We start from the raw sequence: 21,639 nt of genomic DNA, 5'->3' as shown, positions 1-21,639 counted from the left end.
AATTTGCCCGACTCTGCTGCCAGCAGAGGACTTTGCTCTTCCCGAAACCTAACATCGGTCGTGCGTCGGCACCTGGTTAAGCGCGAGGGCCGAAAAGGTGCCCAACGCCATGGGAGCCGCGACGCCGGCGCCCTGTTGGATTCGGGAGAATTGGAGCAACAATGTCGAGGAAGAGCGACACGGACGGCGCCCCAAAGAAGAAGGGGCACAAGCTTCTGCTGGTAGTTGTCATCGTCGCGATCATCGCGGTGGCCGGGGCTTGCGCGAGCGGTGGATCTGGAAGCAAGTCGAGCGACAAGGGCGGGGAGTCTGCCACTGCCACCTCTGGCACCACGAACACCAAGAAGGGCGGTTCGGACTCGTCTGACGATACGAAGATCAATGCAGACAAGTTCAAGAAGATCGAGAACGGTATGAGCTACGAGCAGGTGAAGCAGATCATCGGCTCCGATGGAACCGAGCAGACCACCAACCAGGTGGGCGACATAACCACGACGATTTACGAGTGGAAGTCCGACGGCTTTGGCGTCGCAAACGTCACGTTCCAGAACGACCAAGTCGTTAACAAGGCCCAGTTTGGCGTGAACGATCAGTCCGCCGCGAAAGCTACGATGGACAAGTACAACCAGGTGCAGACTGGCATGACGTATGACCAGGTCAAGGACATTATGGGCGGCGACGGAGAGCTCCAGAGCGATACCAAGATCTCCGGCCACACCTCCCAGCTCTACAACTGGACCGGCGAGTCCATTGGGTCCAGTGCGTCGATCACGTTCACCGACGGAAGCGTCAGTTCTAAGGCGCAGTACGGACTGGATGGCTAGCACCGGGGTTCTGGAGGCGAGGCGTAGCACGCCGGCCCGGCGCCCGCATGGGCGTCCAAGAAAGTAAACAACGCAGGCGAGAAGGACTGGCGGCCATGGTCGCTGGTCCTTCTCGCCTGATGTGGCGCTATTCCAGGATGCGGTGCTCGAAGCTGCCGTCTTGGTAGATGCCAAAGCTGTGCGAGCCATCCTTGGGGATGCCCACGCTGCCGGGGTTGAAGCACCACACGGCGGGGTTCGCCTCGCTTTGCTGGTTCACTTTCTTATGCGTGTGGCCATAGACGATCGCGGCGCCGGCCGGAAGCGTGGGCATGCGGTCGATGGAGTTGTGGATGCCCGGACCCCACACGTGGCCGTGCGTGAGGAAGAGCTCGCGCCCCGCGCCCGCGGCCTGCGGGTTTGGCGCCTGGGGGTCCCACAGCACGTCGTAGTCCGCCATGCACGGGAAGTCCAGCACCATCTGGTCGACCTCCGCCTCGCAGTTGCCGCGCACGCAGATGACGCGGTCCGCGATCCCGTTAAGCATCGCGATGACCTCCTTCGGGGCGTAGTCCGCCGGGAGGTCGTTGCGGGGCCCGTGGTACAGGAGGTCGCCCAGAAGGACGACGCGGTCCGGCTGCTCGGCGTCGATGGCGTCCATGAGGCGCGCGCACCACTGGGCCGCGCCATGGATGTCAGACGCAATCAGGAGCTTCATGATCTTCTCCACTTCTGTGGCCTCCACAGGGGCGCCACATGAGTTTTTGGCTTGGGACCGATGGTCCCACTTGGGGGCACCTGCGGTCAAACAGCGGCGTTTACCTGCGTAGATGTCGCGGGGCGAGAAACGCTGCCCCCGTGACCGAACCCTATAGCGCAAATTTCAAAAAATCTAATGTGTGAGGACTTAGATTATGTATAGAATCAAAACGCATGGGAACAATGAGGATTGTACAACGAGGATAGAACGTCCCGAAGCCGGCATGGCCGTCCTTGGGAGACAGGGAAAGGAACTACACCATGGCAAAGATTCTTGGCATCGACCTTGGTACCACAAACTCGGCGATGGCCGTCCTCGAGGGTGGCAAGCCCACCATCATCGTGAACGCCGAGGGCGACCGCACCACCCCGTCCGTCGTTGGCTTCCGTCCCGACGGTGACCGCATCGTTGGTAAGGCCGCGAAGAACCAGGCCGTCACCAACCCGAAGAACACCGTCTTCTCGATCAAGCGCTTCATGGGCCGCCGCTACGACGAGGTTGGCTCCGAGCTGAAGACCGTCCCGTACACCGTGAAGAGCGGCACCGGCTCCCGCGCCGTCGTCGAGATCGACGGCCAGGACTACACGCCGGAGCAGATCTCCGCGATGATCCTGTCGAAGATGAAGGCCGACGCCGAAAAGTACCTGGGCGAGACCGTCACCGACGCCGTCATCACCGTCCCCGCGTACTTCAACGACGCGCAGCGTCAGGCGACGAAGGACGCCGGCAAGATCGCGGGCCTGAACGTCAAGCGTATCGTGAACGAGCCGACGGCGGCCGCACTGGCCTACGGCCTGGACAAGAAGGGCATCGACCAGAAGGTCCTGGTGTTCGACCTGGGCGGCGGCACCTTCGACGTGTCCCTGCTTGACCTCGCCGATGGCGTCGTCGAGGTCCTGGCGACCAACGGCGACAACCACCTGGGCGGCGACGACTGGGACCAGAAGATCATCGACTGGATGGCCGACAAGTTCCAGCAGGACAACAACATCGACCTGCGCAAGGACCCGATGGCGCTGCAGCGCCTGAAGGAGGCTGCGGAGAACGCGAAGAAGGAGCTCTCGAGCGCCCAGCAGGCGGACATCAACCTGCCGTTCATCACCGCTGACGCGACGGGCCCCAAGCACCTGAACTACACGCTTACCCGTGCTGAGTTCGAGCGCATCACCCGTGATCTTCTCGACCGCTGCAAGGCACCTGTGACCAAGGCACTGCGCGACGCCAACCTGCAGATCTCTGATGTGAACGAGGTCATCCTCGTCGGCGGCTCCAGCCGTATGCCCGCCGTCCAGGAGCTCGTGAAGCAGATGACCGGCAAGCAGCCGAACATGTCCGTGAACCCGGACGAGGTTGTCGCTGACGGCGCTGCCGTCCAGGGCGGCGTCCTGACCGGCGACGTCGAGGGCATCCTGCTTCTGGACGTCACCCCGCTTTCCCTTGGCGTCGAGACCATGGGCGGCGTGATGACCAAGATGATCGACCGCAACACGACCATCCCGACCTCCAAGACCGAGGTGTACTCCACCGCCGCGGACAACCAGACCTCCGTTGAGATCAACGTCCTGCAGGGCGAGCGCGAGATGGCTGCCGACAACAAGAGCCTGGGTAAGTTCCAGCTCACCGGCATTCCCGCGGCCCGTCGCGGCGTACCCCAGATCGAGGTCACGTTCGACATCGACGCCAACGGCATCGTGAAGGTCACCGCAAAGGACAAGGCGACCGGCAAGTCGCAGCAGATCACGATCAGCGGCTCCACCGCGCTTTCCGACGACGAGGTCGACCGCATGGTGAAGGACGCCGAGTCCCACGCCGAGGAGGACAAGAAGCACAAGGACGAGATCGAGATCCGCAACCAGACCGACTCGCTTGCGTACAGCACCGAGCAGACGCTGAAGGACCTGGGCGACAAGGTTCCCGCCGACATGAAGAAGCAGGTGGAGGACACGGTCGCCGAGGCCAGGAAGGCCCTGGACGGCACGGACATGGACGCCATCAAGGCGGCCGGCGACAAGCTGCAGGAGGTTGGCCACAAGCTGGCCGAGATCGTCTACAGCGACACGAACGCGCAGACCGGCGCGGGTGCCGGCGCGGCTCAGCCGACCGGTGACACCGATGACGTGGTGGACGCGGACTACGAGGTCGTGGACGACGACAAGGACAACAAGTAAGCTCGTCGCGTTGAGCGAACAATAGCTATCCGAGGGGCGGTCTGAGGGCCGCCCCTTGGGGGATTCCCGAAGGAGGGTGACGTGAAGGTGCCAGTCGAGGACGCGGAGGAGAAGAACAAATCCACTGAGGCCCAGGCCGCGCCGGAAGCGAAGGCGACGGACGAGCTTGATCCCGAGGAGGAGGCGGCTCGCGTGGAGGCTGCGAAGCGTGCGGGCGAGGCCGCTGCCGCCGAGGACTTCAAGGCGGACGCAAGCAAGGTGCGCGCGGAGCGCGACGAGCTGCAGAAGCAGCTCGAGGAGGCTGCCGCTGACGTCGAGGCTGCGAAGAAGCAGGCCGCGGACGCAAGCGAGCGCTTGGTGCGCCTTCAGGCGGACTGGGACAACTATCGCAGGCGCACGGCCCAGGAGCGCCTGGACGAGCGCGAGCGCGCTGCTGAGAAGCTCGTGGTGAACCTGCTGCCGGTCTTGGACGACATGGAGCGCGCGTCCGAGCACGCCGCGAAGAACGACGCGGACAACGAGAGCCTGATGCAGTTTGTGGACGGCGTGAACGCGGTGCACGACAAGATGCTCTCCGTCCTGGCGAAGGAGGGCGTCGAGGTGATCGACCCCGTGGGCGAGCCGTTTGACCCGTTGATCCACCAGGCGGTGGGACGCGAGGAGAACAAGGACGCCTACGACGAGACCGTGGCCCAGGTGTACCAGAAGGGCTACTCCATGGGTGGCAAGGTCATCAGGAACGCCATGGTGACGGTGACCTTTGGCGGGCCGAAGCGCCCGGCTCCCAAGGCGGAGGACGATTCCGACGCCAAGGGCGGCGCGAAGGACCCCGGCAAGGCCGCCGACGCCGAGTAACAAGGTAAGTTGACCAACGCGCCCGGGCCCAGCAGGTTCGGGCGCGGCTATTTGGAAGGAGGCGTTAGCTCGCATGACGGACAAGAGGAACTACTACGACATCCTTGGCGTGAAGCGCGACGCCGACGCCGACGAGATCAGGAAGGCCTTCCGCAAGCTGGCCGTGAAGTACCATCCGGACGCGGGCGGCGACGCGCAGAAGTTCAAGGAGATCAGCGAGGCGTACACGACGCTCTCCGACCCCCAGAAGCGCAAGGAGTACGACCAGCTGCTGATGTTTGGTGGCATCCCCGGCGCGGACTTTGGCGGTTCGGGCGGACGCAACCGTACGTACACGTACACGACGGGTGCGAACGGTGCCGACTGGTCCGAGATATTCGACAACATCAGGAACGGCGACGGTGCGTTTGGCGGGTTCGACTTCTCGTCCATCTTCGGCGGGGCGGGAGGCCCCGGCGCGGCGCGATCGAACAGGCCCGTCAAGGGCGGCGACCTCACCATGTCCATCGACATATCCGCGGAGGAGGCGTTTTCCGGCGCGCAACGCAAGGTGTCGTACACGATACCCTCCACGGGCGAGCGCCAGTCGCTTACCGTGAAGGTGCCGGCCGGTGCCGTGGACGGGGGCAAGCTCCGCTACCGCGGCCGCGGCGAGTACGGCATGAACGGCGGCGCGCGCGGCGACCTTGTGGTGACGACGAACGTGGCCGAGCATCCGCTGTTCAAGCGTGACGGTGCCGACGTGCGCATGGAGGTGCCCATAAGCGTTTTCGAGGCGGCGCTCGGCGCCCAGGTGGACGTTCCCACGCCGGACGGGCACGAGGTCAGGTTGAAGGTGCCCGCCGGCACGCAGGACGGCAAGACGTTCCGGTTCAGGGACCTTGGCGCCCCCGACGTGAAGCACAAGGGGAGCCGTGGCGCGATGTACGTCACGGTGAAAGTCGTGGTGCCTACGCACCTTACGCCCAAGGAGAGGGAGTCGCTGCAGGTCATGAGGGATAATGACAGGCGCGACTACCGAAAGGACGTGGAACGCTATGGCGCGTAGGGACGAAGACGACAAGAGCAAGCCACTGTACATGATCAGCGTGGCGGCGGAGCTGACGGGCATGCACCCGCAGACCCTGCGCGTGTACGAGCAGAAGGGGCTCGTCACGCCCGGGCGCTCGCGCGGCAACACGCGCCTGTACTCGCAAGGCGACATCGAGCGGCTGAACCTCATCAGCAAGCTGACCGACGAGGGCATCAACCTCGCCGGTGTGGTGAGGATCCTGGACATGCGCGAGCGCGCCATGGAGCGCGACAAGGAGATAGACCGCCTGCGCCGCCGCGTGCGCGAGCTTGAGGACGAGGTCCACGAGCTGCGCATGAGGGAGAAGATCACGGCCCTCGCGCGCTACGACGGCGCGGGACCGGAGCAGGTCATGCGTGGACTGCTCTCGAACGGCAAGGGCCGCGGCGTCTGAGGCTGGGTTGCCGGCGCGCGGCGGGCCCTTCTCGTCCGTCTGGGCCTTTGTTGCCCGCTACAAAAACTGGGTTTTACCTGGGCGCCTCTTCCCCGTACCTTTGTGTGGGGAAGAGGCGCTTTCGTGTGTGGCGGCCATGTGGCAGAAGTCTTGCGTGGGGCATGCACGGGCGGCGCGGGAATCCAGGGGAGGAGCTAGCATGAGCGAGTTTCTTGCAAGTCGCTTTGCGAACGCGTGTCCATACCGACCCGGCGAGCAGCCGAAGGACCGCACGTACGTGAAGCTGAACGCGAACGAGACGAGCGTGGCGCCGAGTCCGCGCGTGCGCGACGCGCTGCGTGACGAGGGGCTCTTTGAGGGGCTGGGGCGCTATGCCGACCCGTACTGCATGCCGCTGCGCCGTGCCGTGGCGCGGACGTATGGCGTGGGCGCGGAAGAGGTGTTCGTGGGCAACGGCTCGGACGAGGTGCTGGGCTTTGTGATGCAGACGTTTATGGGACCGGGCGCGCGCGTGTGCTTTCCGGACGTGACGTATGGCTTCTACCACGACTTCGCGGTTACCTTTGGGCTCGACTGGGAATACGTGCCCGTGCGCGACGACTTTGGCGTCGACGTTGCGGCGCTGTGCGACACCGACCGCCACGTGCTGCTGGCGAACCCAAACTCCCCGACGGGCATCGCGCTGGGGAGGGACGAGGTCGAGAAGATCGTGGCCTCGCGGCCCGAGCGTCTTGTGGTGCTGGACGAGGCGTACGTGGACTACTGCGGCGAGAGCTGCGTTCCGCTGGTGCGCGAACACCGCAACCTGATCGTGGTGCACACCATGAGCAAGTCGCGCAACCTCGCCGGTGCGCACATTGGCTATGCCATCGCTCAGGCGGACCTGGTGAAGGACCTGGAGGACATCAAGTTTGCATTCAATCCGTTTAACCTGAGCGCGCCGACCATGGCCGTGGGCATCGCGGCGCTTTCCGACCCGGAGTACTACCGCGCGACGGTTGCCGACACGGTGCGCACACGCGAGGCGTCACGCGCGGAGCTCGCGGCCATGGGCTTTGCGGTGCTGCCCTCGAGCACGAACTTCCTGCTGGCGTCGCATCCGGACCTGGATGCGCGCGCATGGTGTGCCGAGCTGCGCGCTGCCGGCGTGCTGACGCGCCACTACGACACGGAGAGGCTTCGCCCGTGGCTGCGCGTAACAGTGGGCACGCCGGAGGAGATGCGCGTGTTTCTTGACCAGACGCGGCTGATACTGGGGCGCGCCCGAGCATAGGGGCGCCTGCGCGCAGGGTGCTACTGCGCAAGGAGCTCCTGGCAGAGCTCGATCTTGCGCGCGACGGACAGCTGCTCCATCTGCGTGCGAGACCTGTAGTCGAGGCCGCAGACGGAGGCGATCTTGCCCAGGCGGTAGCGCACGGTGTTGGGGTGCTGGCCCAGCGCCTGGGCGGCGGCGTCGACGGACTCGCCGGCGTCGCAGTACGCCTCGAGCGTCAGCAGCAGGTTGGAGCCGGTCTCCGCATCGAAGCTGCGCAGCGGCTCCATCACGCCGTCCGCCCACGCGGCAACCCGCGCGTCGCCCGCGCACGGCAGCAGCGCCTGCAGCACGCCCAGGTCGCCGTAGTGCACGGTGCCACCGCCGCGCCTGCGCGCAATGAGCGCCGCGCGGCGTGCCTCCAGCACGGCGTCGCCCATCTGCCCCAGGTCAAAGTGGACGCGGCTCACGCCCACGGGCGCCGTCACCTCGTGCTCCAGCACGTCCGCGCGCAGGGTGCCCACCAGCCCGTCCAGCTGCGCGCGGTCGTCCACCACGTCTGACTCCGCGCTCGCCACGTACAGCAGGCCGTCGTCGTACGGCGCAAGCAGGCAGCGCAGGCCGCTTATCCGGCTCTTGTGGTAGCGCGAGAGCGCCTGGGCAAGGCCCGCCTGCGACTGCGGCTCCGCGACGTACGCAATAACGTGCTCCTCGCCAAAGCTGGGGTTCAGGCGCAGAGCGTGGGAGCGCACCTCCTCGCTGCTCGCAGGCTCGCGTGTCATCAGGTCGAGCTCGTTCTGTGCAAACGACGCGTCCGCGAGCTCGGCCACGCGTCGGTCCACCTGGGCGATGACCGTGTCGAAGAAGAAGTCGTCGCGGGTGGCCAGAAACAGCGGGAAGTCGCGCGCGTTTGCATAGCGCAGCGCGGAGTCCGGTATATCCAGGTGCAGCACGTTCTTGATCACGAGTCCGCTGACGCCGCGTCCCACCAGGTACTTTACGGCCTCGCCAATAAGCCACGGGTCATCGCGCGCATACAGGAACGTCGAGAGCACCAGCTGCCCCGGCTCGAAGTTGACGCGCTGGTAGCGGCTCTTGAGGCCGGGCATGAGCTCGTAGTCCAGGATGCCCACCTGCCCGATGGCGCGCGAGAGGCCACCGGCGCCCGCCAGCAGGCGCACGCTCTGGGCGTAAGAGTTCATGAAGTCCGAGGCGGTATAGATCATTGCATGCCCCCGTAGGTACAAAAACACTACGTCAATACTGTCGAGAAGAACAATTACCGTGGCAAATGCCATGCCATAACGGCAAATAAGTTCTTCTCGCCTGAAAATGATTGTAGCTGAATACAAAGGTTGGTCCTCGATGTGAACGGTGAGGGGGCGTAGAGTCGCTGTCAACAGAGGCGCGGGCATGGGGCCTGCGCTACGGGCAGGCCGGATCCAGGAGCCCGTGTCAGACAGGACAACGCATGACGCAGATCAGGGTACTTTCCGCCAGGGAGATCTCGCAGGTCTTCACCGTGACCGACGCGCTCGAGGCGGTCGAGGACGCCTACCGCCAGAAGGCGGAGGGGGAGGCCACGGCGTGGCCCATGGTGTACGAGCAGTTCGAGCCTGGCGTGGCGGACATGGACATCCGCTCCGGCGAGCTGGCGGGCAGCGGCCTGTTTGGCCTGAAGCTCACGGCGTGGTTCTCGGGCAACCCCAGCCGCGGGCTGCCGGAGGTCTTTGGCACCACGCTCCTGTGCGACGACGCCACGGGCGCCCCGCTGGCGCTCCTGAACGCCGGCGCGATTACCGGCCTGCGCACCGGTGCTGCCGCGGCACTCGGCGTGAAGTGGCTGGCGCGCAAGGACGCGTCGCGCCTGCTCGTGGTGGGTGCGGGCCACATGAGTACGTTCATGGTGGCCGCGACGCTCGCGGCGTGCCCCAGCATCGGCCACGTGGAGGTGTGGGACCCGCGCAAGGAGGAGGCGCCTGCCGCGCGCGTCGAGCTCATGCGCGGCGAGGTCCAGGCCATCCTGGAGGCCGCGGGCGCGATGCGCGAGTTCGAGCTCGTTGCCGTGGCGGACGGCAAGGCTGCCGCGGGCGCTGCGGACGCCATAATCACCATCACTCCAGCGACCGACCCCGTAATCCAGCTCGACTGGGTGCGTCCCGGCACGCACATCAGCGCGGTCGGCGCGGACATGGAGGGTAAGCAGGAGCTTGCGTCCGACCTTGTAGCCGCGGCCCGCGTGTTCGTGGACGACCGCGCGCAGAGCGTCGCATCTGGCGAGCTCGAGGTGCCCGTCAAGCAGGGTGCCATCACGCCGAAGCACATAGCCGCGGAGCTGGGGGAGGTCATCGCCGGAAAGGCACAGGGCCGCACGTCCCAGGACCAGGTGACCGTGTTCGACACCTCGGGCATCGCCGTACAGGACCTTGCGGCGTCGCGCATGGCCTACGACCGCGCCGTCGAGCGCGCCATGGGCACCGTGGTCGAGCTGTAGCGGGCGAGAAGAGCAACACACATACGTGAAGGCACGCGGACGGAGGCGCCCGCATACGGGGCGAGGCCCCACATACGGAGGCAGAAATGAAGATCAAGGACTTCAAGGTCGAGCAGTGGATGAACGCGTGGGAGACGAAGTGCCGTTACAACGTGGCCGAGACCTGTACGTACTCCATGTCCCTCGACGAGGTGTTCGAGCTGTGCGAAGGCTCGGCAGAGGCTGGTGCCAAGGCGCGTGACGAGTTCCTGAGCGCGTTTTGCAAGCGCCGCCTGACGTACGGTGACATCGAGGGCAATCCCAAGTTCCTGGAGGGCATCTGCGGCCTGTACCAGACGGTCGAGCCGGGGCACGTCATCCCCACGCACGGCGCGGCGGGTGCCAACCACCTGGTGCTCACGACCCTGTGCGAGCCGGGCGACCACGTCGTTTCCGTCATGCCCACCTACCAGCAGCTCTACTCCATCCCCCAGATGTGCGGTGCCAACGTGAGCATCCTGCACCTGGACAAGGAGCAGCGCTACCACGTGGACGCCAAGCGGCTCGACGCCCTGTGCGGGGACGACGTCAAGGTCATCTGCATCAACAACCCGGACAACCCCACTGGTGCGCTGCTTTCGGAGGAGGAGATCCGCGGCATCGTCGACATTGCGCGCAGGCACGATGCCTGGCTCGTGTTCGACGAGGTCTATCGCCTGCTCGTGCAGGACAGCGACGCCTTTACCACGTCGCCGGTCGACCTGTACGACAAGGCCGTGGTCGTGAGCTCCATGTCCAAGGTTTGGTCCATGGCGGGCATCCGCCTGGGCTGGTGCATCACGAAGGACCCGCAGCTCCGCCATGACCTGCTGAGCCACCGCGACTACAACCTCATCAGCTGTGGGCTGTTTGACGAGGAGGTGGCCGCGTACGCCCTGGCGCACCGCGACGCGATCCTGGCCCGCAGCCACCGCATCGTCCGCCAGAACCTGCAGGTCCTGCAGGAGTGGGTCGACTCCGAGCCGCGTCTCTCGTTCGTGAGGCCCGAGGCCGGCACCACCGCCCTCGTCTACTACGACTACGATGTCGACTCCTACGACTTCTGCGCGGACATGGTCAAGACCACGGGTGCCCTCGTCACGCCCGGTGACGCCTTCGAGGAGCCGCACAGCATGCGCATCGGCTACGCGTACTCCGACAACCCCGACGACCTGCGCCATGGCCTGGCCGCGATCTCCGCGTTCATGCGCACGCTCGAGTAGCGGCGCCGGCACCCACGGGCTCGAGGCGGCCTCTGCCAGACACAGGGGGGCGGCACACCTTCGATGGTGTGCCGCCCCCTTTCTTTTGGTTCTCTTTACCACGCGCAGAAAATCTATCTAACAACGACTTAGATTTTTGTATAAGCCCCAGCTCATGGGGAACAATGAACCTTGATAACCAGATTCCCAGAAGGGAGAAAAGCATGAGATTCGACAAGTGGGCAGTGACGGCCCAGGAGGCGCTGCAGTCCTCCGTCAGCATAGCCGCCGACGCCGAGGCGGGTGAGGTTCGCCCCATCCACCTGCTGAAGGCGCTGCTGCAATCCAACGAGCGCAACATCACCGCCATCATCGAGCGCGTGGGGGCGGACCCCGCGCAGGTCGAGGCGCAGGTGGACCAGACCATCGCGCACGCTCCGCGCGTCACGGGTGACATGAGCCAGATGAGCATCAGCAACGAGCTCCGTCGCGTGGGCGACGAGGCCGAGAAGCTCGCCTCCAAGCTCGGCGACAGCTACGTTACGAGCGAGCACCTGCTGTGCGCGCTCGCGGACGAGAAGGGCGACGCCGGATCTGCGCTGCGCGGCGCGGGCATCACGGGCAAGCGCGTGCAGGAGGCGTTCAACGACCTGCGCGGCGACGAGCGCGTGACCTCGCAGGACGCGAAGACGCAGTTCGAGGCGCTGGAGCAGTACGGTCGCAACGTGACGGACCTCGCCCGCCAGGGCAAGCTCGACCCGGTCATCGGCCGCGTGGAGGAGATCCGCCGCACCATCCAGGTACTCAGCCGCCGCACGAAGAACAACCCCGTCCTCATCGGCGAGCCTGGCGTCGGCAAGACCGCCATCGTCGAGGGCCTGGCAGAGCGCATCGCCGCGGGCGACGTGCCCTCCACCATCAAGGACAAGGAGGTCGTGGAGCTTGACATGAGCGCGCTCGTCGCTGGCGCCAAGTACCGCGGCGAGTTCGAGGACCGCCTCAAGAGCGTGCTGAAGGAGGTCCAGAAGGCAAACGGCAGGGTCATCCTCTTCATCGACGAGCTGCACACCATCGTGGGCGCAGGTGCGACCGAGGGCTCCATGGACGCCGGCAACATCCTGAAGCCGGCCCTGGCCCGTGGCGAGCTGCACATGATCGGTGCGACGACGCTGGACGAGTACCACAAGTACATCGAGAAGGACCAGGCCCTTGCCCGCCGCTTCCAGACGGTGTTCGTGTCTGAGCCTACGGTTGAGGACACCATATCCATCCTGCGTGGCCTGAAGGAGAAGTACGAGCAGCACCACCGCGTGCGCATCACGGACGCGGCGCTGGTCTCTGCCGCAGACCTCTCCAACCGCTACATCAGCGAGCGCTTCCTGCCCGACAAGGCCATCGACCTGGTGGACGAGGCCGCGTCCCGCCTGCGCATGGAGCTCGACTCCATGCCCGCGGAGATCGACGCCGTCGACCGCGAGCTGACCCAGAAGCAGATCGAGGAGCAGGCCCTCATGAAGGAGGAGGACGCCGCCTCGAAGGAGCGTCTTGCCGCGCTGCAGAAGGAGATTGCGGTCACGCGCGAGAAGCTCGACGGCATGAAGGCCAACTGGAAGAACGAGAAGGACGCGATTGACCACGTCCAGGACCTCAAGAGCCAGATCGAGGATGCGAAGTCGCAGGTCGAGATGGCCACGCGTGCGGGCGATCTCGCGAAGGCGTCCGAGCTGCGCTACGGCAAGATCCCGGAGCTCCAGAAGAGCTACGAGGCGGCCGAGCACGCGCTCGAGTCCAAGCAGGAGGCCGGCGGCATCCTGAAGGAGGAGGTTACCCCAGACGAGATAGCGGAGGTCGTGAGCTCGTGGACCGGCGTCCCCGTCAGCAAGATGATGCAGGGCGAGATGGACAAGCTCAAGAACCTGGAGGCGGAGCTCCACAAGCGCGTCGTGGGCCAGGACGAGGCCGTCAAGGCCGTCGCCGCGGCCGTGCGCCGCAGCCGTGCCGGACTCTCCGACCCCAACCGCCCCATCGGCAGCTTCTTCTTCCTCGGCCCCACGGGCGTCGGCAAGACCGAGCTCGCCAAGGCCCTGGCAGAGTACCTGTTCGACGACGAGAAGGCCCTGGTCCGCATCGACATGTCCGAGTACATGGAGAAGTTCAGCGTCCAGCGCCTCATCGGCGCGCCCCCAGGATACGTGGGCTACGACGAGGGTGGCCAGCTCACCGAGGCCGTGCGCCGTCGTCCGTACTCCGTCATCCTCCTGGACGAGATGGAGAAGGCGCATCCCGACGTCTTCAACATCCTGCTGCAGGTACTGGACGACGGTCGCCTGACCGACGGCCAGGGCCGCGTCGTGAGCTTCAAGAACACGATCATCATCATGACGTCTAACGTCGGCAGCCAGTACATCGCCGGCGCCAATGCCTCGAGCGACCCCAAGGTCGTCCAGAAGCAGGTGAACGACGCGCTGCGTGCCACCTTCAAGCCGGAGTTCCTCAACCGTATCGACGACGTGGTGGTCTTCCACGCACTGGGCCTCGACGACATCGAGAAGATCGTGGACATCCAGCTGAAGGACGTCCGCAAGCGCCTCGACCGCGAGCGCATCAAGCTCGAGCTCACACCTGCGGCCATCCAGTCGCTCTCGCTCGACGGGCTCGACCCCGTCTACGGCGCGCGTCCGCTCAAGCGCCTCATCCAGCGCCAAGTGGTGGACAACGTCGCGTCGCTCATCATCGCGGGCAAGCTCCACGAGGGCGACACCGCGAGGATCGACGTGGGCGCGGACGACCAGCTCTTTGCGGAGCCCGTCCCCGCCGGCGAGAACTCCGACCAGCCGTCGGACGACGCGCCTGTCGAGCCGGACACGGTGGAGTAGCCTAGCGAACCGCACGTCGTGCGGCCCGACATAAAAGGCCAAGGCCGGCCGGGTGGGACATCCTGCCCGGCCGGCCTTTTTGCGGTTCGCGGCGGCTTTGCGCCATAATGTTCCAAACGCGTGGAGGGGAGGCATAGTGACGGACGAGAAGGACCGGGCTCCAGAGCAGCTAGTCCCCCTGGACCAGAACTCCGAGGACGCCGTCGAGGACGCCGACGCCTCCGCCGTGGTCGACCCCGACCGGTTCGGCCGCGTGGCACGCGGCGCCGTCGCGGCCGTCGCGCCGGATGCCGTTCCGGGCGAGGGCAAGAGCCGCCATCCCAGGCGTGCGGTCATCGCGCTCGTGCTCGTCGTGGCGCTCGTGGGCTGTGTCGTGGCTGCCGCGACGTACGGGGCAGAACTCTGGGGTGGCAAGTCCGTGCCCTACGTCGTGGGAATCTCGCAGGAGGCTGCGGGCAGCAAGATCCGGGGAAAGGGCCTGGCGGTCAAGGTTGCCACCGTCGCTTCGGACGATCCCGTGGGCACCGTCGTACGCACGAGTCCGGCGGCGGGCACGCGTGCCCGGGTGGGGAGTACCGTTACCGTCTACGTCGCGAGGGCGCGCGTCGTGCCCAAGGTGTCCGGGCTCCAGCTGGGCGAGGCCAAAAAGGCGCTCCGCGAGTCAGGTGCCAAGAACTTCTCCATTGCCTACGTGGCGTCGGGCGCCGCGGACGGCAGCGTTGTCGCGACGGAGCCGGCGGAGGGTGCCACGTTCCAGGCAAGCGACACCATCACCATCAAGGTCGCGCGGCCGTACACGGTGCCGTACGTCGTGGGCAAGACGGAGGAGGACGCCCGGGCCGCCGTGGCCGAGGCCGGCCTTGTCGCGAGCGTCACGTATGTCAATTCCGACGAGGCCGCCCAGACTGTCGTCGCGGCCGATCCCGCCCCTGGCACCACCATAGAGAAGGGAGCGACCGTCACCTTGCAGGTGTCTGCGCCGTATCCGTCCGACTACCACCTTCTGCGCGAGTATTTTGACTACAAGACGCACGTGACGGAGTTCCTGAAGGGCGAGGGCTTCCGGCTGTCCTCCTCATCCACGGGCGACGGCGGCGTCGCGCGCGTGCTGTACACCTCGGCGGACAAGGGCAACGTGACGGTGACGGACACCCCGTTCAGCCACAGCTTCCCCAAGGGCTCTGGCACCGAGGACGTGCTGGCGTCCGGAGCGCCGCTGCCGGGCATCCGCCTGGACTTCGCGAGCGCGGACCTTCCGGAAAACGCCGCGACCCCTGACGAGTCCACGGTGCGCCAGCTTGCAGACCTCTGCGGGTTCACGGGCATGAGCCAGACGCTGACGCAAGATCAGGCAGTCGTGCCCTCGAACTTGCGGAAGTCTTCCGCGCGATTCCTGTGCGCCTACGGCGAGATGGGCGACTACTGCTGGTCCGTCCTTGTGGTGCGGGAGGCGGACCGCACGCGCGCCGCGGCAACATGCGCGCCAAAGTCGCTGTACGACGCCTACGACCTTGGCAAGTTCAACAACAGCGTCTGCGACATGATCGCGTGCGTGGACGTGTACGGATAGGGGGCGCAAGACACATGCAACAAATGCCAAAGGACGGTGGGCGACCGCAAGACGTGCGCAAGGATTCCGGGCGAGAAGAACGCGACCACACGACCCCAGGGCAGAGGCGGGATGCGCGTCGGGCGCGGCCGAAGCCCGGCCAGCCGAAGGACGATCCGTTCATCCGTGCGGAGCGTGAGGACGACGACGGCTACGACCCGTATCCCGACCGCAGGCCAACGCCGGAGCCGCTGTTCGAGCGCGATCCCTGGAGCTAGCGCAACCGCCACGGTGCAGGTGGGTTGCGCGCCCGCTCCACCGGCGGTCGCGCGCTGCGCCTAGCCCAGGCGGCTCGCCATCTGGGCAATCACGATCGCGATGGCCACGAACACTAGGATTACCGCGATGATCGAGAAGAGCGACCTGCGGCGGCGCATGCGGTCGCGCGAGGCAAATATAGAGCGGCGGCCCTTTGGCACCTCAAGGTACTGGCCATAGCGCCCCTGCTGCATGGAGGACCTGCTCTTGCGCGCGCGACGGTAACTGTGTCCGCCAGAGAGCACCCCGCCGCCGATGGCGATGTTGGAGTCGTGCGCATAGCCCTCGGGGGAGTACGTACCGTCTGCCGCGTCGTCGTTGATGGCAGGCTGCGTCTTGTGCGGCGCGCGCGGGCGCGTGTACAGCTCGCGTTGCATGCCGTCGCCCGCGGACCAGGCGCCGTCCTCCCAGCCCTGCTCGCGGGCGGCCTGTGCGGCCTTGTACTCCGTAGGATCCATCGGGCGGCGGCGCGGTGCGCCCTGGGCTTGGGGCTCCGTGTCGTAGCCCTCGAGCTCGTCCAGCCCAAACAGGTCCTCGTCCGCGGCGTCGCCGGAAGAGGCACTTGCTGCCCCGGCCTCTGGTGCGATGTCCGCCGCGGCCGCCTGCGCCGCGGCTGCGCCCTTCTCGCCCGCGCGCAGGCGCTGGTCCTGCGTCGCGCCCGCATCCCTTGCGCCGCTGATGTGCTGCGGCTTGGCCTCGGCGGCCTCGACCAGGAAGTCGGGTATGTCCTGCGCGGTGCGCGAGGTGTCGTCGGACGCGCGTCCCGCTGGCTTCTGCTGATTCATTGCGTGCCTCTGTGTTCGCTCGCAAGATGCTACTGGATGGAATTTAGCATATCGCGCACGAAAGACCTCCAGCCAAACTCCGCTAAGCAGTAAGCAAACATAAATAGAAACCTAGTACAAGCACGCTTAGATTTGATGAGCTTGTGTCGCTAAGAAAACCTTGCTTTACGTGTTTAAATCAGGCACCCGCGGGAACAAACATCTACGAACGCAAAAGCGCACGACGGCGCCGAAAGGCGGGCGCCACCAACCATAGGGAGTGATAGTCATGACGAGCATGATTCCGTACACAAGCCTTGACAGGGCACTTCGCAGCTGGCCGTTCGACTCCATGGACGATTTCTTCGCGCCCCTGGCAAAGGTTACCGGTGACTACGGCTTCAAGATGGACGTGGAGGACGCAGGTGACGCGTACGTGGTCTCCGCGGAGCTGCCAGGCGTCACGAAGGACCAGGTAGACGTGGAGCTTAACGAGGGTCGCCTCTCCATCAGCGTGGACAAGAAGGAGTCCGACGAGAAGAAGAGCAGGACCTACCTGCAGAAGGAGACCTCGGAGTGGCAGGCGTCCCGTGGCGTGTACCTTAAGGACGCCGCGCGAGAAGGGCTTTCCGCCAAGCTCGAGGGCGGCGTCCTTACGGTGAACGTCCCCAAGCAGCAGAGGCAGTCCAACGTGACGAAGGTCACCATCGAGTAGCGTCACTATCGAGTAGCGCTGCGCATCTGGGGTGCACCAGAGGGTGTGCCCGGTGCATGGCCCGCGCCGCGAGAACGCGGCCGGCCGTAACGCACGGGGGGGCGACGCTCGGTTGAGCGCCGCCCCCCCCTTATGTCGCACATGGCTTGCGTGCATGTCACCTTGCGCATGGCGCTTCGCCGCATTTGGCGCGGAGCGCCGCCGCCGGGTCGCTACACCGCGAGCTCCGGGCGCGGGCAGCGCATGATGACGGGCTCGCCGTCGCACGCAAGCTCGCCGTCGCTCACCGTCACGTCGGACCCGTCAATCAGGTTCTTGTACGTGCCGTCCGCAACGTCGACGGCAACGCGGGTGGCCTCGCCCTTCAGGCTGAATACGCCAACGGTGCGAGGGGTTTCGCCCGCCTCCTCGCGAATGTCGTCTCGATAGATGACCGCCACGTTCTTCTCGTCGTCCGCCGTGGCATGGCAGTAGTCCGTCGGCTGCAACACGTCGCGCTTGATGCCATACAGCGTGCGCATGAGTCCGCTCAGGTCGCAGCGCACGGTCCAGTCCACGGTGTCACGGTCAAACAGGCTGGGCTGGTGCTCCGCCGCGACCTCCTGGCCGGCGTACAGCAGGGTCGTGCCTTTCAGGAAGTAGGCCATGGCGGTAAGGTTGCGCAGGTCGCGGGGGTCGCTGTCCCATCCCGCAATGCGCGGCAGGTCATGGTTCTCGAGGTAGCGCAGCTTGTTGTAGTACGCGGGGTACGCGCAGTCCTGAAAGTCAACCAGGTCCAGGTAGTGGCTGAGCGTCGCCTTGCCGCGCAGGTAGTCGTCGAACGTCTCCTGCACGTCGTAGGAGTACTCGATGTCGAACGCCTCGAACGCCTCCGTGTCGCGGGCGCAGCACATGCCCAGCGCGCGGCACGCCTTGCCAAACGAGCGGTGCACGGTCTCGGCCAGCCAGATGGCGTCGGGGCGCACCTTCGCCACGGCCTCGCGCGCGGCCTTCCAGAACTCCACGGGCACGAAGGACGCCACGTCGCAGCGGAAGCCGTCCACCATGGTCGCCCAGTAGCACAGCGATTCGATCTGATAGTCCCACAGCGGCTTGTTCCAGTTGCCGGGCGTGCCGTAGTCCAGGTCGATTACGTCGGACCAGTCGCCCACATGGTTGCCGGGCCTACCGTCCGGCTTGCGATAGAAGAACTCCGGGTGCTGCTCAAACAGCACGGAATCGGGGGACGTGTGGTTGTATACCACGTCGATGATGCACCTCATGCCGCGTGCGTGGATTGCGTCCACCAGTCGCCTGAAGTCTTCCAGCGTGCCGTACTCCGGGTTCACTGCGCGGTAGTCGCGGTTTGCGTACGGGCTTCCGAGCGTGCCCTTGCGGCCTTTCTCGCCCGTGGGGTGGATCGGCATGAGCCACACCACGTCGACGCCCAGGTTGCGTATGCGGTCGAGGTCGGGTATGACCGAGAGGAACGTGCCCTCCTTGGTGTGGTTGCGTACGAAGATGGAATAGATTACCTGCTTCTGCAGCATGGGGTTTGTGTCTGCCGGCATACGCTTCCTCCTTGGATTTGCTGCGGCGCCCGCGCCGCTTAGCCCGCGGCATCCGGGCGGCCGCGGTCACGCGATAGCATAGGCCATTGTGCCCGCTGCGGGCGTGTGCCCTTTTGTTTCTCGCCCGAGGGCGTTCGTTCCCACTTTTTTGACGCGATTGCTACTCACCCGCGATTTTCGTCCGTTCACCGCCCGTTCCCGGAAATTACCCCCTCTCGCCCTTGACCGAATCTCCATGCAAGTGCTTCAATGGGCTTACTGGAAACGTTACCAGAAACGTTCCCGCAGCTGGTTTCATACCAGTTTTGTGAATCGGTACGAAACGCCAGAACAAGTTCATGAGGGGAGGGACCGGCGTTGACCATCAAGGATGTCGCAGCGTACTGTGGGGTCTCGGTCAGCACGGTCTCCCGTGCGCTCAACGGCCACCCGGACGTGAGCGAGGACATGCGCAACAAGGTTCTGGACGCCGCCCGCGCGCTGCGCTACGTTCCCAACAGGAGCGCTCGCGACCTTGCCATGAACCAGTCTGACACCATTGGCGTCATCGTCCGTGGCGGCACCAACCCGTTCTACACCCCCATCGAGCACGCCATAGAGCACACTGCGGAGCTTCGCGGCTACGGCATCGCGTCGCGCCAGCTCTCCTCCGCTGGTGACGAGATAGCCGAGGCGGCGGAGCTTGCGCGCACGAAGCGCCTAAAGGGCGTCGTGCTTTTGGGCGGCAGGTTTGACTATTCCACGGATGACGCGCAGTCCATCGGCGTTCCGTTCGTGTGCTGCTCGTACACCAATCACTTTGGCGACCTCCCAAAGGACGCCTACTCCTCCGTCTCCATCAACGACAAGGCCGAGGCGTACAAGGCCGTCCATGCCCTCATCGATGCCGGCCATACGCGCATCGCATGCCTGCTGTCCGCGACGGACGACCAGTCCATCAGTCAGCTACGGTACGACGGCTACTGCCAGGCGCTGGAGGATGCGGGCATCCCACTCGACCTCAGTCTCGTCCTCAAGACGAACGGCTTCTTGATGAGCTCCGCATACGAGAGCGTCAAGGAGGCCATCGAGGAGGGCCTCGACTTCACAGCGATTTTCTCCATCGCCGACACGCTGGCCATCGCGGCCATGAAGGCGATCTTCGACACCGGTGCCACCGTTCCCGACGACTACTCTGTCATCGCGATCGACGGCATCGAGATGTCCCAATATACGGTCCCTACGCTCACCACGCTCTGCCAGCCCCAGGAAACCATGGGCCAGGAGGCTGTGCGGCTGCTGGTGGACGTCTTGGAGGGCAAGTCTCAGAACGAGCACGTCAGGCTCAAGACGACCCAGCGGTCCGGTGGGACCGTCGGGCCGGCAAAAAGGTAATTCTCGCACCTAAGGGAGGGTGCGTGAAGGAAAACGTAGGAGGGTTCTTATGTTTGACAAGCCAATTTCTCGTAAGGGTTTCCTGAGCGGAACCGCCGCGGTCGTCGCGGGCCTCGGCCTCGCCGCCTGCTCCGGTGAGTCTGGAAACGATTCCAGCAAGTCCGGCGCCGGCAAGACCTACGGCTCTGGCAAGAATGGCACCGTTTACTGGCTGAACTTCAAGCCCGAGATTGACGAGACCATCCAGAAGCTCGGCAAGAAGTATGCCAAGGCCAAGGACGTCAAGGTGAAGATCGTCACCGCTGCCTCCGGCGACTACGAGAAGACCCTGACCTCCGAGATGGACAAGTCCGAGGCCCCGACCATCTTCGTCATCGGTAACCAGGCTGGCGTCAAGGAGTGGAACGACTACGCCCTCGACCTCAAGGACACCGATATCGCCAAGGCTCAGACCACCGACGAGTACAACCAGTACGATGACAGCGGAAAGCTCGTCTCCGTCGGCTACTGCTACGAGTGCTATGGCATCGTCGCCAACGTCGACAACATCACGAAGGCCGGCCACTCCGTCGACGAGATCAAGAACTTCGACACCCTGAAGGCCGTCGTCGAGGACATCCACAAGAACGCCAAGGCCAACGGCTTCGACGCCTTCGCGGCCACCGACATGGACGACGCCTCGTCCTGGCGTGTCACTGGCCACCTCGCCAACCTCGAGTTCTTCTATGAGGAGCACAAGGGCGACGGCGCCAGCAAGGACAAGTGGAAGGAGACCCCCGCTACCATCGAGGGCACCTACCTGCCGAACTTCAAGAACCTCTACGACCTCATCATCAACAACTCCGTCACCGCTCCCGATCAGCTCGCAACCGGCGGCCACGATCCCGCGCAGCAGTTCAAGGACGGCAAGGCTACGTTCTATCTGACCGGGTCCTGGGACTACGCCGACATCACCAAGTCCGTCAAGAACACCACGATGCTTCCGTACTACTGCGGCGTCAAGGGCGAGGAGAAGGCCGGCCTCAACAACGGCACCGAGAACTGCTGGGCTATCAACAAGAACGCCTCCAAGAAGGACCAGAAGGCCTCCATGGACTTCCTGATGTGGCTCGTCTCCGACCCCGACGCCTCCAAGGCCCTTGTCGAGCAGCTCGGCATCATGCCGTTCAAGGACGCCGCCGAGTCCACGAACGGCTGGCTGAAGCGCTCTGCCGAGTACACCGACGCGGGCAACTACGTCATGGACTGGGCGACCAACTTCGAGCCGAACGTCGACACCTACCGCGCCGGCCTTGTCTCCGCTCTGAACGACTACAACTCCAAGCAGAACGACGAGAACTGGGACAAGTTCAAGACCGCCTTCGTTGACGGCTGGGCGACCCAGTACAAGAAGGCTAACGCATAGCCTTAGGCTCGGGTAAGCCTCTGGGGACCGGGCGGACGTTCGCCCGCCCGGCCCCCTTCTTTTTGGGAGC

At 65.1% G+C, this 21,639-nt stretch carries 18 protein-coding genes; 14 read left to right on the top strand and 4 right to left on the bottom strand.

Annotation, left to right across the window (positions count from 1 at the left end; translation table 11 throughout):
* Positions 1-161 precede the first annotated feature (161 nt).
* Positions 162-824, top strand: a complete 663-nt coding sequence (locus BLT96_RS08925; protein ID WP_090863680.1) for a DUF3862 domain-containing protein — start codon at positions 162-164, stop codon at positions 822-824.
* A gap of 127 nt (positions 825-951) precedes the next feature.
* Here BLT96_RS08925 and yfcE read toward each other — a convergent pair whose 3' ends face one another.
* The gene (gene yfcE / locus BLT96_RS08920) at positions 952-1,521 is read right to left on the bottom strand and encodes a phosphodiesterase (protein WP_090864320.1); all 570 of its coding nucleotides are present in this window, start codon (positions 1,519-1,521) and stop codon (positions 952-954) included.
* A 302-nt stretch (positions 1,522-1,823) separates the two neighbouring features.
* Between yfcE and dnaK the strand changes: the two genes are divergently transcribed.
* The 5 genes from dnaK to BLT96_RS08895 all read left to right on the top strand — a co-directional run bounded on the left by dnaK (position 1,824) and on the right by BLT96_RS08895 (position 7,325).
* On the top strand, positions 1,824-3,731 hold the full coding sequence (dnaK, locus tag BLT96_RS08915) for a molecular chaperone DnaK (RefSeq protein WP_090863678.1): 1,908 nt from the start codon (positions 1,824-1,826) through the stop codon (positions 3,729-3,731).
* A gap of 81 nt (positions 3,732-3,812) precedes the next feature.
* Complete coding sequence (locus tag BLT96_RS08910) at positions 3,813-4,586, top strand: nucleotide exchange factor GrpE (protein ID WP_090863676.1); 774 nt, start codon at positions 3,813-3,815, stop codon at positions 4,584-4,586.
* Between the two features lie 73 nt (positions 4,587-4,659).
* Positions 4,660-5,634, top strand: a complete 975-nt coding sequence (locus BLT96_RS08905; RefSeq protein ID WP_090845424.1) for a DnaJ C-terminal domain-containing protein — start codon at positions 4,660-4,662, stop codon at positions 5,632-5,634.
* Complete coding sequence (locus tag BLT96_RS08900; RefSeq protein ID WP_090845426.1) at positions 5,624-6,052, top strand: heat shock protein transcriptional repressor HspR; 429 nt, start codon at positions 5,624-5,626, stop codon at positions 6,050-6,052. The genes BLT96_RS08905 and BLT96_RS08900 overlap by 11 nt, the downstream gene beginning before the upstream one ends.
* A gap of 199 nt (positions 6,053-6,251) precedes the next feature.
* Positions 6,252-7,325: a pyridoxal phosphate-dependent aminotransferase gene (locus BLT96_RS08895; RefSeq protein ID WP_090863674.1), complete on the top strand. Its 1,074-nt coding sequence runs from the start codon at positions 6,252-6,254 to the stop codon at positions 7,323-7,325.
* Positions 7,326-7,345: 20 nt separating this feature from the next.
* Here the strand turns inward: BLT96_RS08895 and BLT96_RS08890 are convergent, their stop codons facing one another.
* Complete coding sequence (locus BLT96_RS08890) at positions 7,346-8,530, bottom strand: PucR family transcriptional regulator (protein WP_090863672.1); 1,185 nt, start codon at positions 8,528-8,530, stop codon at positions 7,346-7,348.
* Between the two features lie 245 nt (positions 8,531-8,775).
* On the opposite strand from BLT96_RS08890, the gene BLT96_RS08885 reads away from it, so the two are divergent.
* The 5 genes from BLT96_RS08885 (at position 8,776) to BLT96_RS08865 (ending at position 15,721) form a co-directional block, all read left to right on the top strand.
* Positions 8,776-9,798 carry an ornithine cyclodeaminase family protein gene (locus BLT96_RS08885; RefSeq protein WP_090863670.1) on the top strand — a complete coding sequence of 341 codons (1,023 nt, stop codon included), beginning with the start codon at positions 8,776-8,778 and terminating at the stop codon, positions 9,796-9,798.
* An 86-nt stretch (positions 9,799-9,884) separates the two neighbouring features.
* Complete coding sequence (locus tag BLT96_RS08880) at positions 9,885-11,039, top strand: aminotransferase class I/II-fold pyridoxal phosphate-dependent enzyme (RefSeq protein ID WP_090863667.1); 1,155 nt, start codon at positions 9,885-9,887, stop codon at positions 11,037-11,039.
* A 203-nt stretch (positions 11,040-11,242) separates the two neighbouring features.
* Positions 11,243-13,894 (top strand): ATP-dependent chaperone ClpB, encoded by a 2,652-nt coding sequence (gene clpB / locus BLT96_RS08875; protein ID WP_090863665.1) that lies wholly within the window; start codon positions 11,243-11,245, stop codon positions 13,892-13,894.
* A 136-nt stretch (positions 13,895-14,030) separates the two neighbouring features.
* Positions 14,031-15,464: a PASTA domain-containing protein gene (locus BLT96_RS08870; RefSeq protein ID WP_090863663.1), complete on the top strand. Its 1,434-nt coding sequence runs from the start codon at positions 14,031-14,033 to the stop codon at positions 15,462-15,464.
* Positions 15,465-15,478: 14 nt separating this feature from the next.
* Positions 15,479-15,721 (top strand): hypothetical protein, encoded by a 243-nt coding sequence (locus BLT96_RS08865; RefSeq protein ID WP_157692206.1) that lies wholly within the window; start codon positions 15,479-15,481, stop codon positions 15,719-15,721.
* 60 nt (positions 15,722-15,781) lie between these two features.
* Here the strand turns inward: BLT96_RS08865 and BLT96_RS08860 are convergent, their stop codons facing one another.
* On the bottom strand, positions 15,782-16,546 hold the full coding sequence (locus BLT96_RS08860) for a hypothetical protein (RefSeq protein ID WP_090863659.1): 765 nt from the start codon (positions 16,544-16,546) through the stop codon (positions 15,782-15,784).
* A gap of 268 nt (positions 16,547-16,814) precedes the next feature.
* Between BLT96_RS08860 and BLT96_RS08855 the strand changes: the two genes are divergently transcribed.
* A complete protein-coding gene (locus tag BLT96_RS08855; RefSeq protein WP_090845444.1) occupies positions 16,815-17,240 on the top strand; it encodes an Hsp20/alpha crystallin family protein in 426 nt (141 codons plus the stop codon).
* 212 nt (positions 17,241-17,452) lie between these two features.
* Here BLT96_RS08855 and BLT96_RS08850 read toward each other — a convergent pair whose 3' ends face one another.
* On the bottom strand, positions 17,453-18,790 hold the full coding sequence (locus tag BLT96_RS08850) for an alpha-amylase family glycosyl hydrolase (protein WP_090845446.1): 1,338 nt from the start codon (positions 18,788-18,790) through the stop codon (positions 17,453-17,455).
* 357 nt (positions 18,791-19,147) lie between these two features.
* Here BLT96_RS08850 and BLT96_RS08845 point away from each other — a divergent pair, with 357 nt between their 5' ends.
* Together BLT96_RS08845 and BLT96_RS08840 are read left to right on the top strand one after the other, a co-directional pair.
* Positions 19,148-20,164, top strand: coding sequence for a LacI family DNA-binding transcriptional regulator (locus BLT96_RS08845; protein WP_090863657.1), 1,017 nt, complete (start codon positions 19,148-19,150; stop codon positions 20,162-20,164).
* Between the two features lie 49 nt (positions 20,165-20,213).
* Positions 20,214-21,569, top strand: a complete 1,356-nt coding sequence (locus tag BLT96_RS08840; RefSeq protein ID WP_090863655.1) for an ABC transporter substrate-binding protein — start codon at positions 20,214-20,216, stop codon at positions 21,567-21,569.
* Positions 21,570-21,639: the final 70 nt, after the last annotated feature.

The organism is Parafannyhessea umbonata (assembly GCF_900105025.1).
Taxonomy (GTDB): Bacteria; Actinomycetota; Coriobacteriia; order Coriobacteriales; family Atopobiaceae; genus Parafannyhessea; species Parafannyhessea umbonata.
Note: the sequence above shows the minus strand (reverse complement) of the source record. Positions and strands in the feature narration are given on the sequence as shown.

Bases quoted from the DNA above. Each gene is read 5' to 3' on its own strand.
- BLT96_RS08905 (WP_090845424.1), top strand. From the start codon at position 4,660: ATGACGGACAAGAGGAACTACTACGACATCCTTGGCGTGAAGCGCGAC.
- BLT96_RS08855 (WP_090845444.1), top strand. From the start codon at position 16,815: ATGACGAGCATGATTCCGTACACAAGCCTTGACAGGGCACTTCGCAGC.
- BLT96_RS08925 (WP_090863680.1), top strand. From the start codon at position 162: ATGTCGAGGAAGAGCGACACGGACGGCGCCCCAAAGAAGAAGGGGCAC.
- BLT96_RS08890 (WP_090863672.1), bottom strand. From the start codon at position 8,530: ATGATCTATACCGCCTCGGACTTCATGAACTCTTACGCCCAGAGCGTG.
- BLT96_RS08880 (WP_090863667.1), top strand. From the start codon at position 9,885: ATGAAGATCAAGGACTTCAAGGTCGAGCAGTGGATGAACGCGTGGGAG.
- clpB (WP_090863665.1), top strand. From the start codon at position 11,243: ATGAGATTCGACAAGTGGGCAGTGACGGCCCAGGAGGCGCTGCAGTCC.
- BLT96_RS08900 (WP_090845426.1), top strand. From the start codon at position 5,624: ATGGCGCGTAGGGACGAAGACGACAAGAGCAAGCCACTGTACATGATC.
- BLT96_RS08895 (WP_090863674.1), top strand. From the start codon at position 6,252: ATGAGCGAGTTTCTTGCAAGTCGCTTTGCGAACGCGTGTCCATACCGA.
- BLT96_RS08860 (WP_090863659.1), bottom strand. From the start codon at position 16,546: ATGAATCAGCAGAAGCCAGCGGGACGCGCGTCCGACGACACCTCGCGC.
- BLT96_RS08850 (WP_090845446.1), bottom strand. From the start codon at position 18,790: ATGCCGGCAGACACAAACCCCATGCTGCAGAAGCAGGTAATCTATTCC.
- BLT96_RS08885 (WP_090863670.1), top strand. From the start codon at position 8,776: ATGACGCAGATCAGGGTACTTTCCGCCAGGGAGATCTCGCAGGTCTTC.
- yfcE (WP_090864320.1), bottom strand. From the start codon at position 1,521: ATGAAGCTCCTGATTGCGTCTGACATCCATGGCGCGGCCCAGTGGTGC.
- dnaK (WP_090863678.1), top strand. From the start codon at position 1,824: ATGGCAAAGATTCTTGGCATCGACCTTGGTACCACAAACTCGGCGATG.
- BLT96_RS08840 (WP_090863655.1), top strand. From the start codon at position 20,214: ATGTTTGACAAGCCAATTTCTCGTAAGGGTTTCCTGAGCGGAACCGCC.
- BLT96_RS08865 (WP_157692206.1), top strand. From the start codon at position 15,479: ATGCAACAAATGCCAAAGGACGGTGGGCGACCGCAAGACGTGCGCAAG.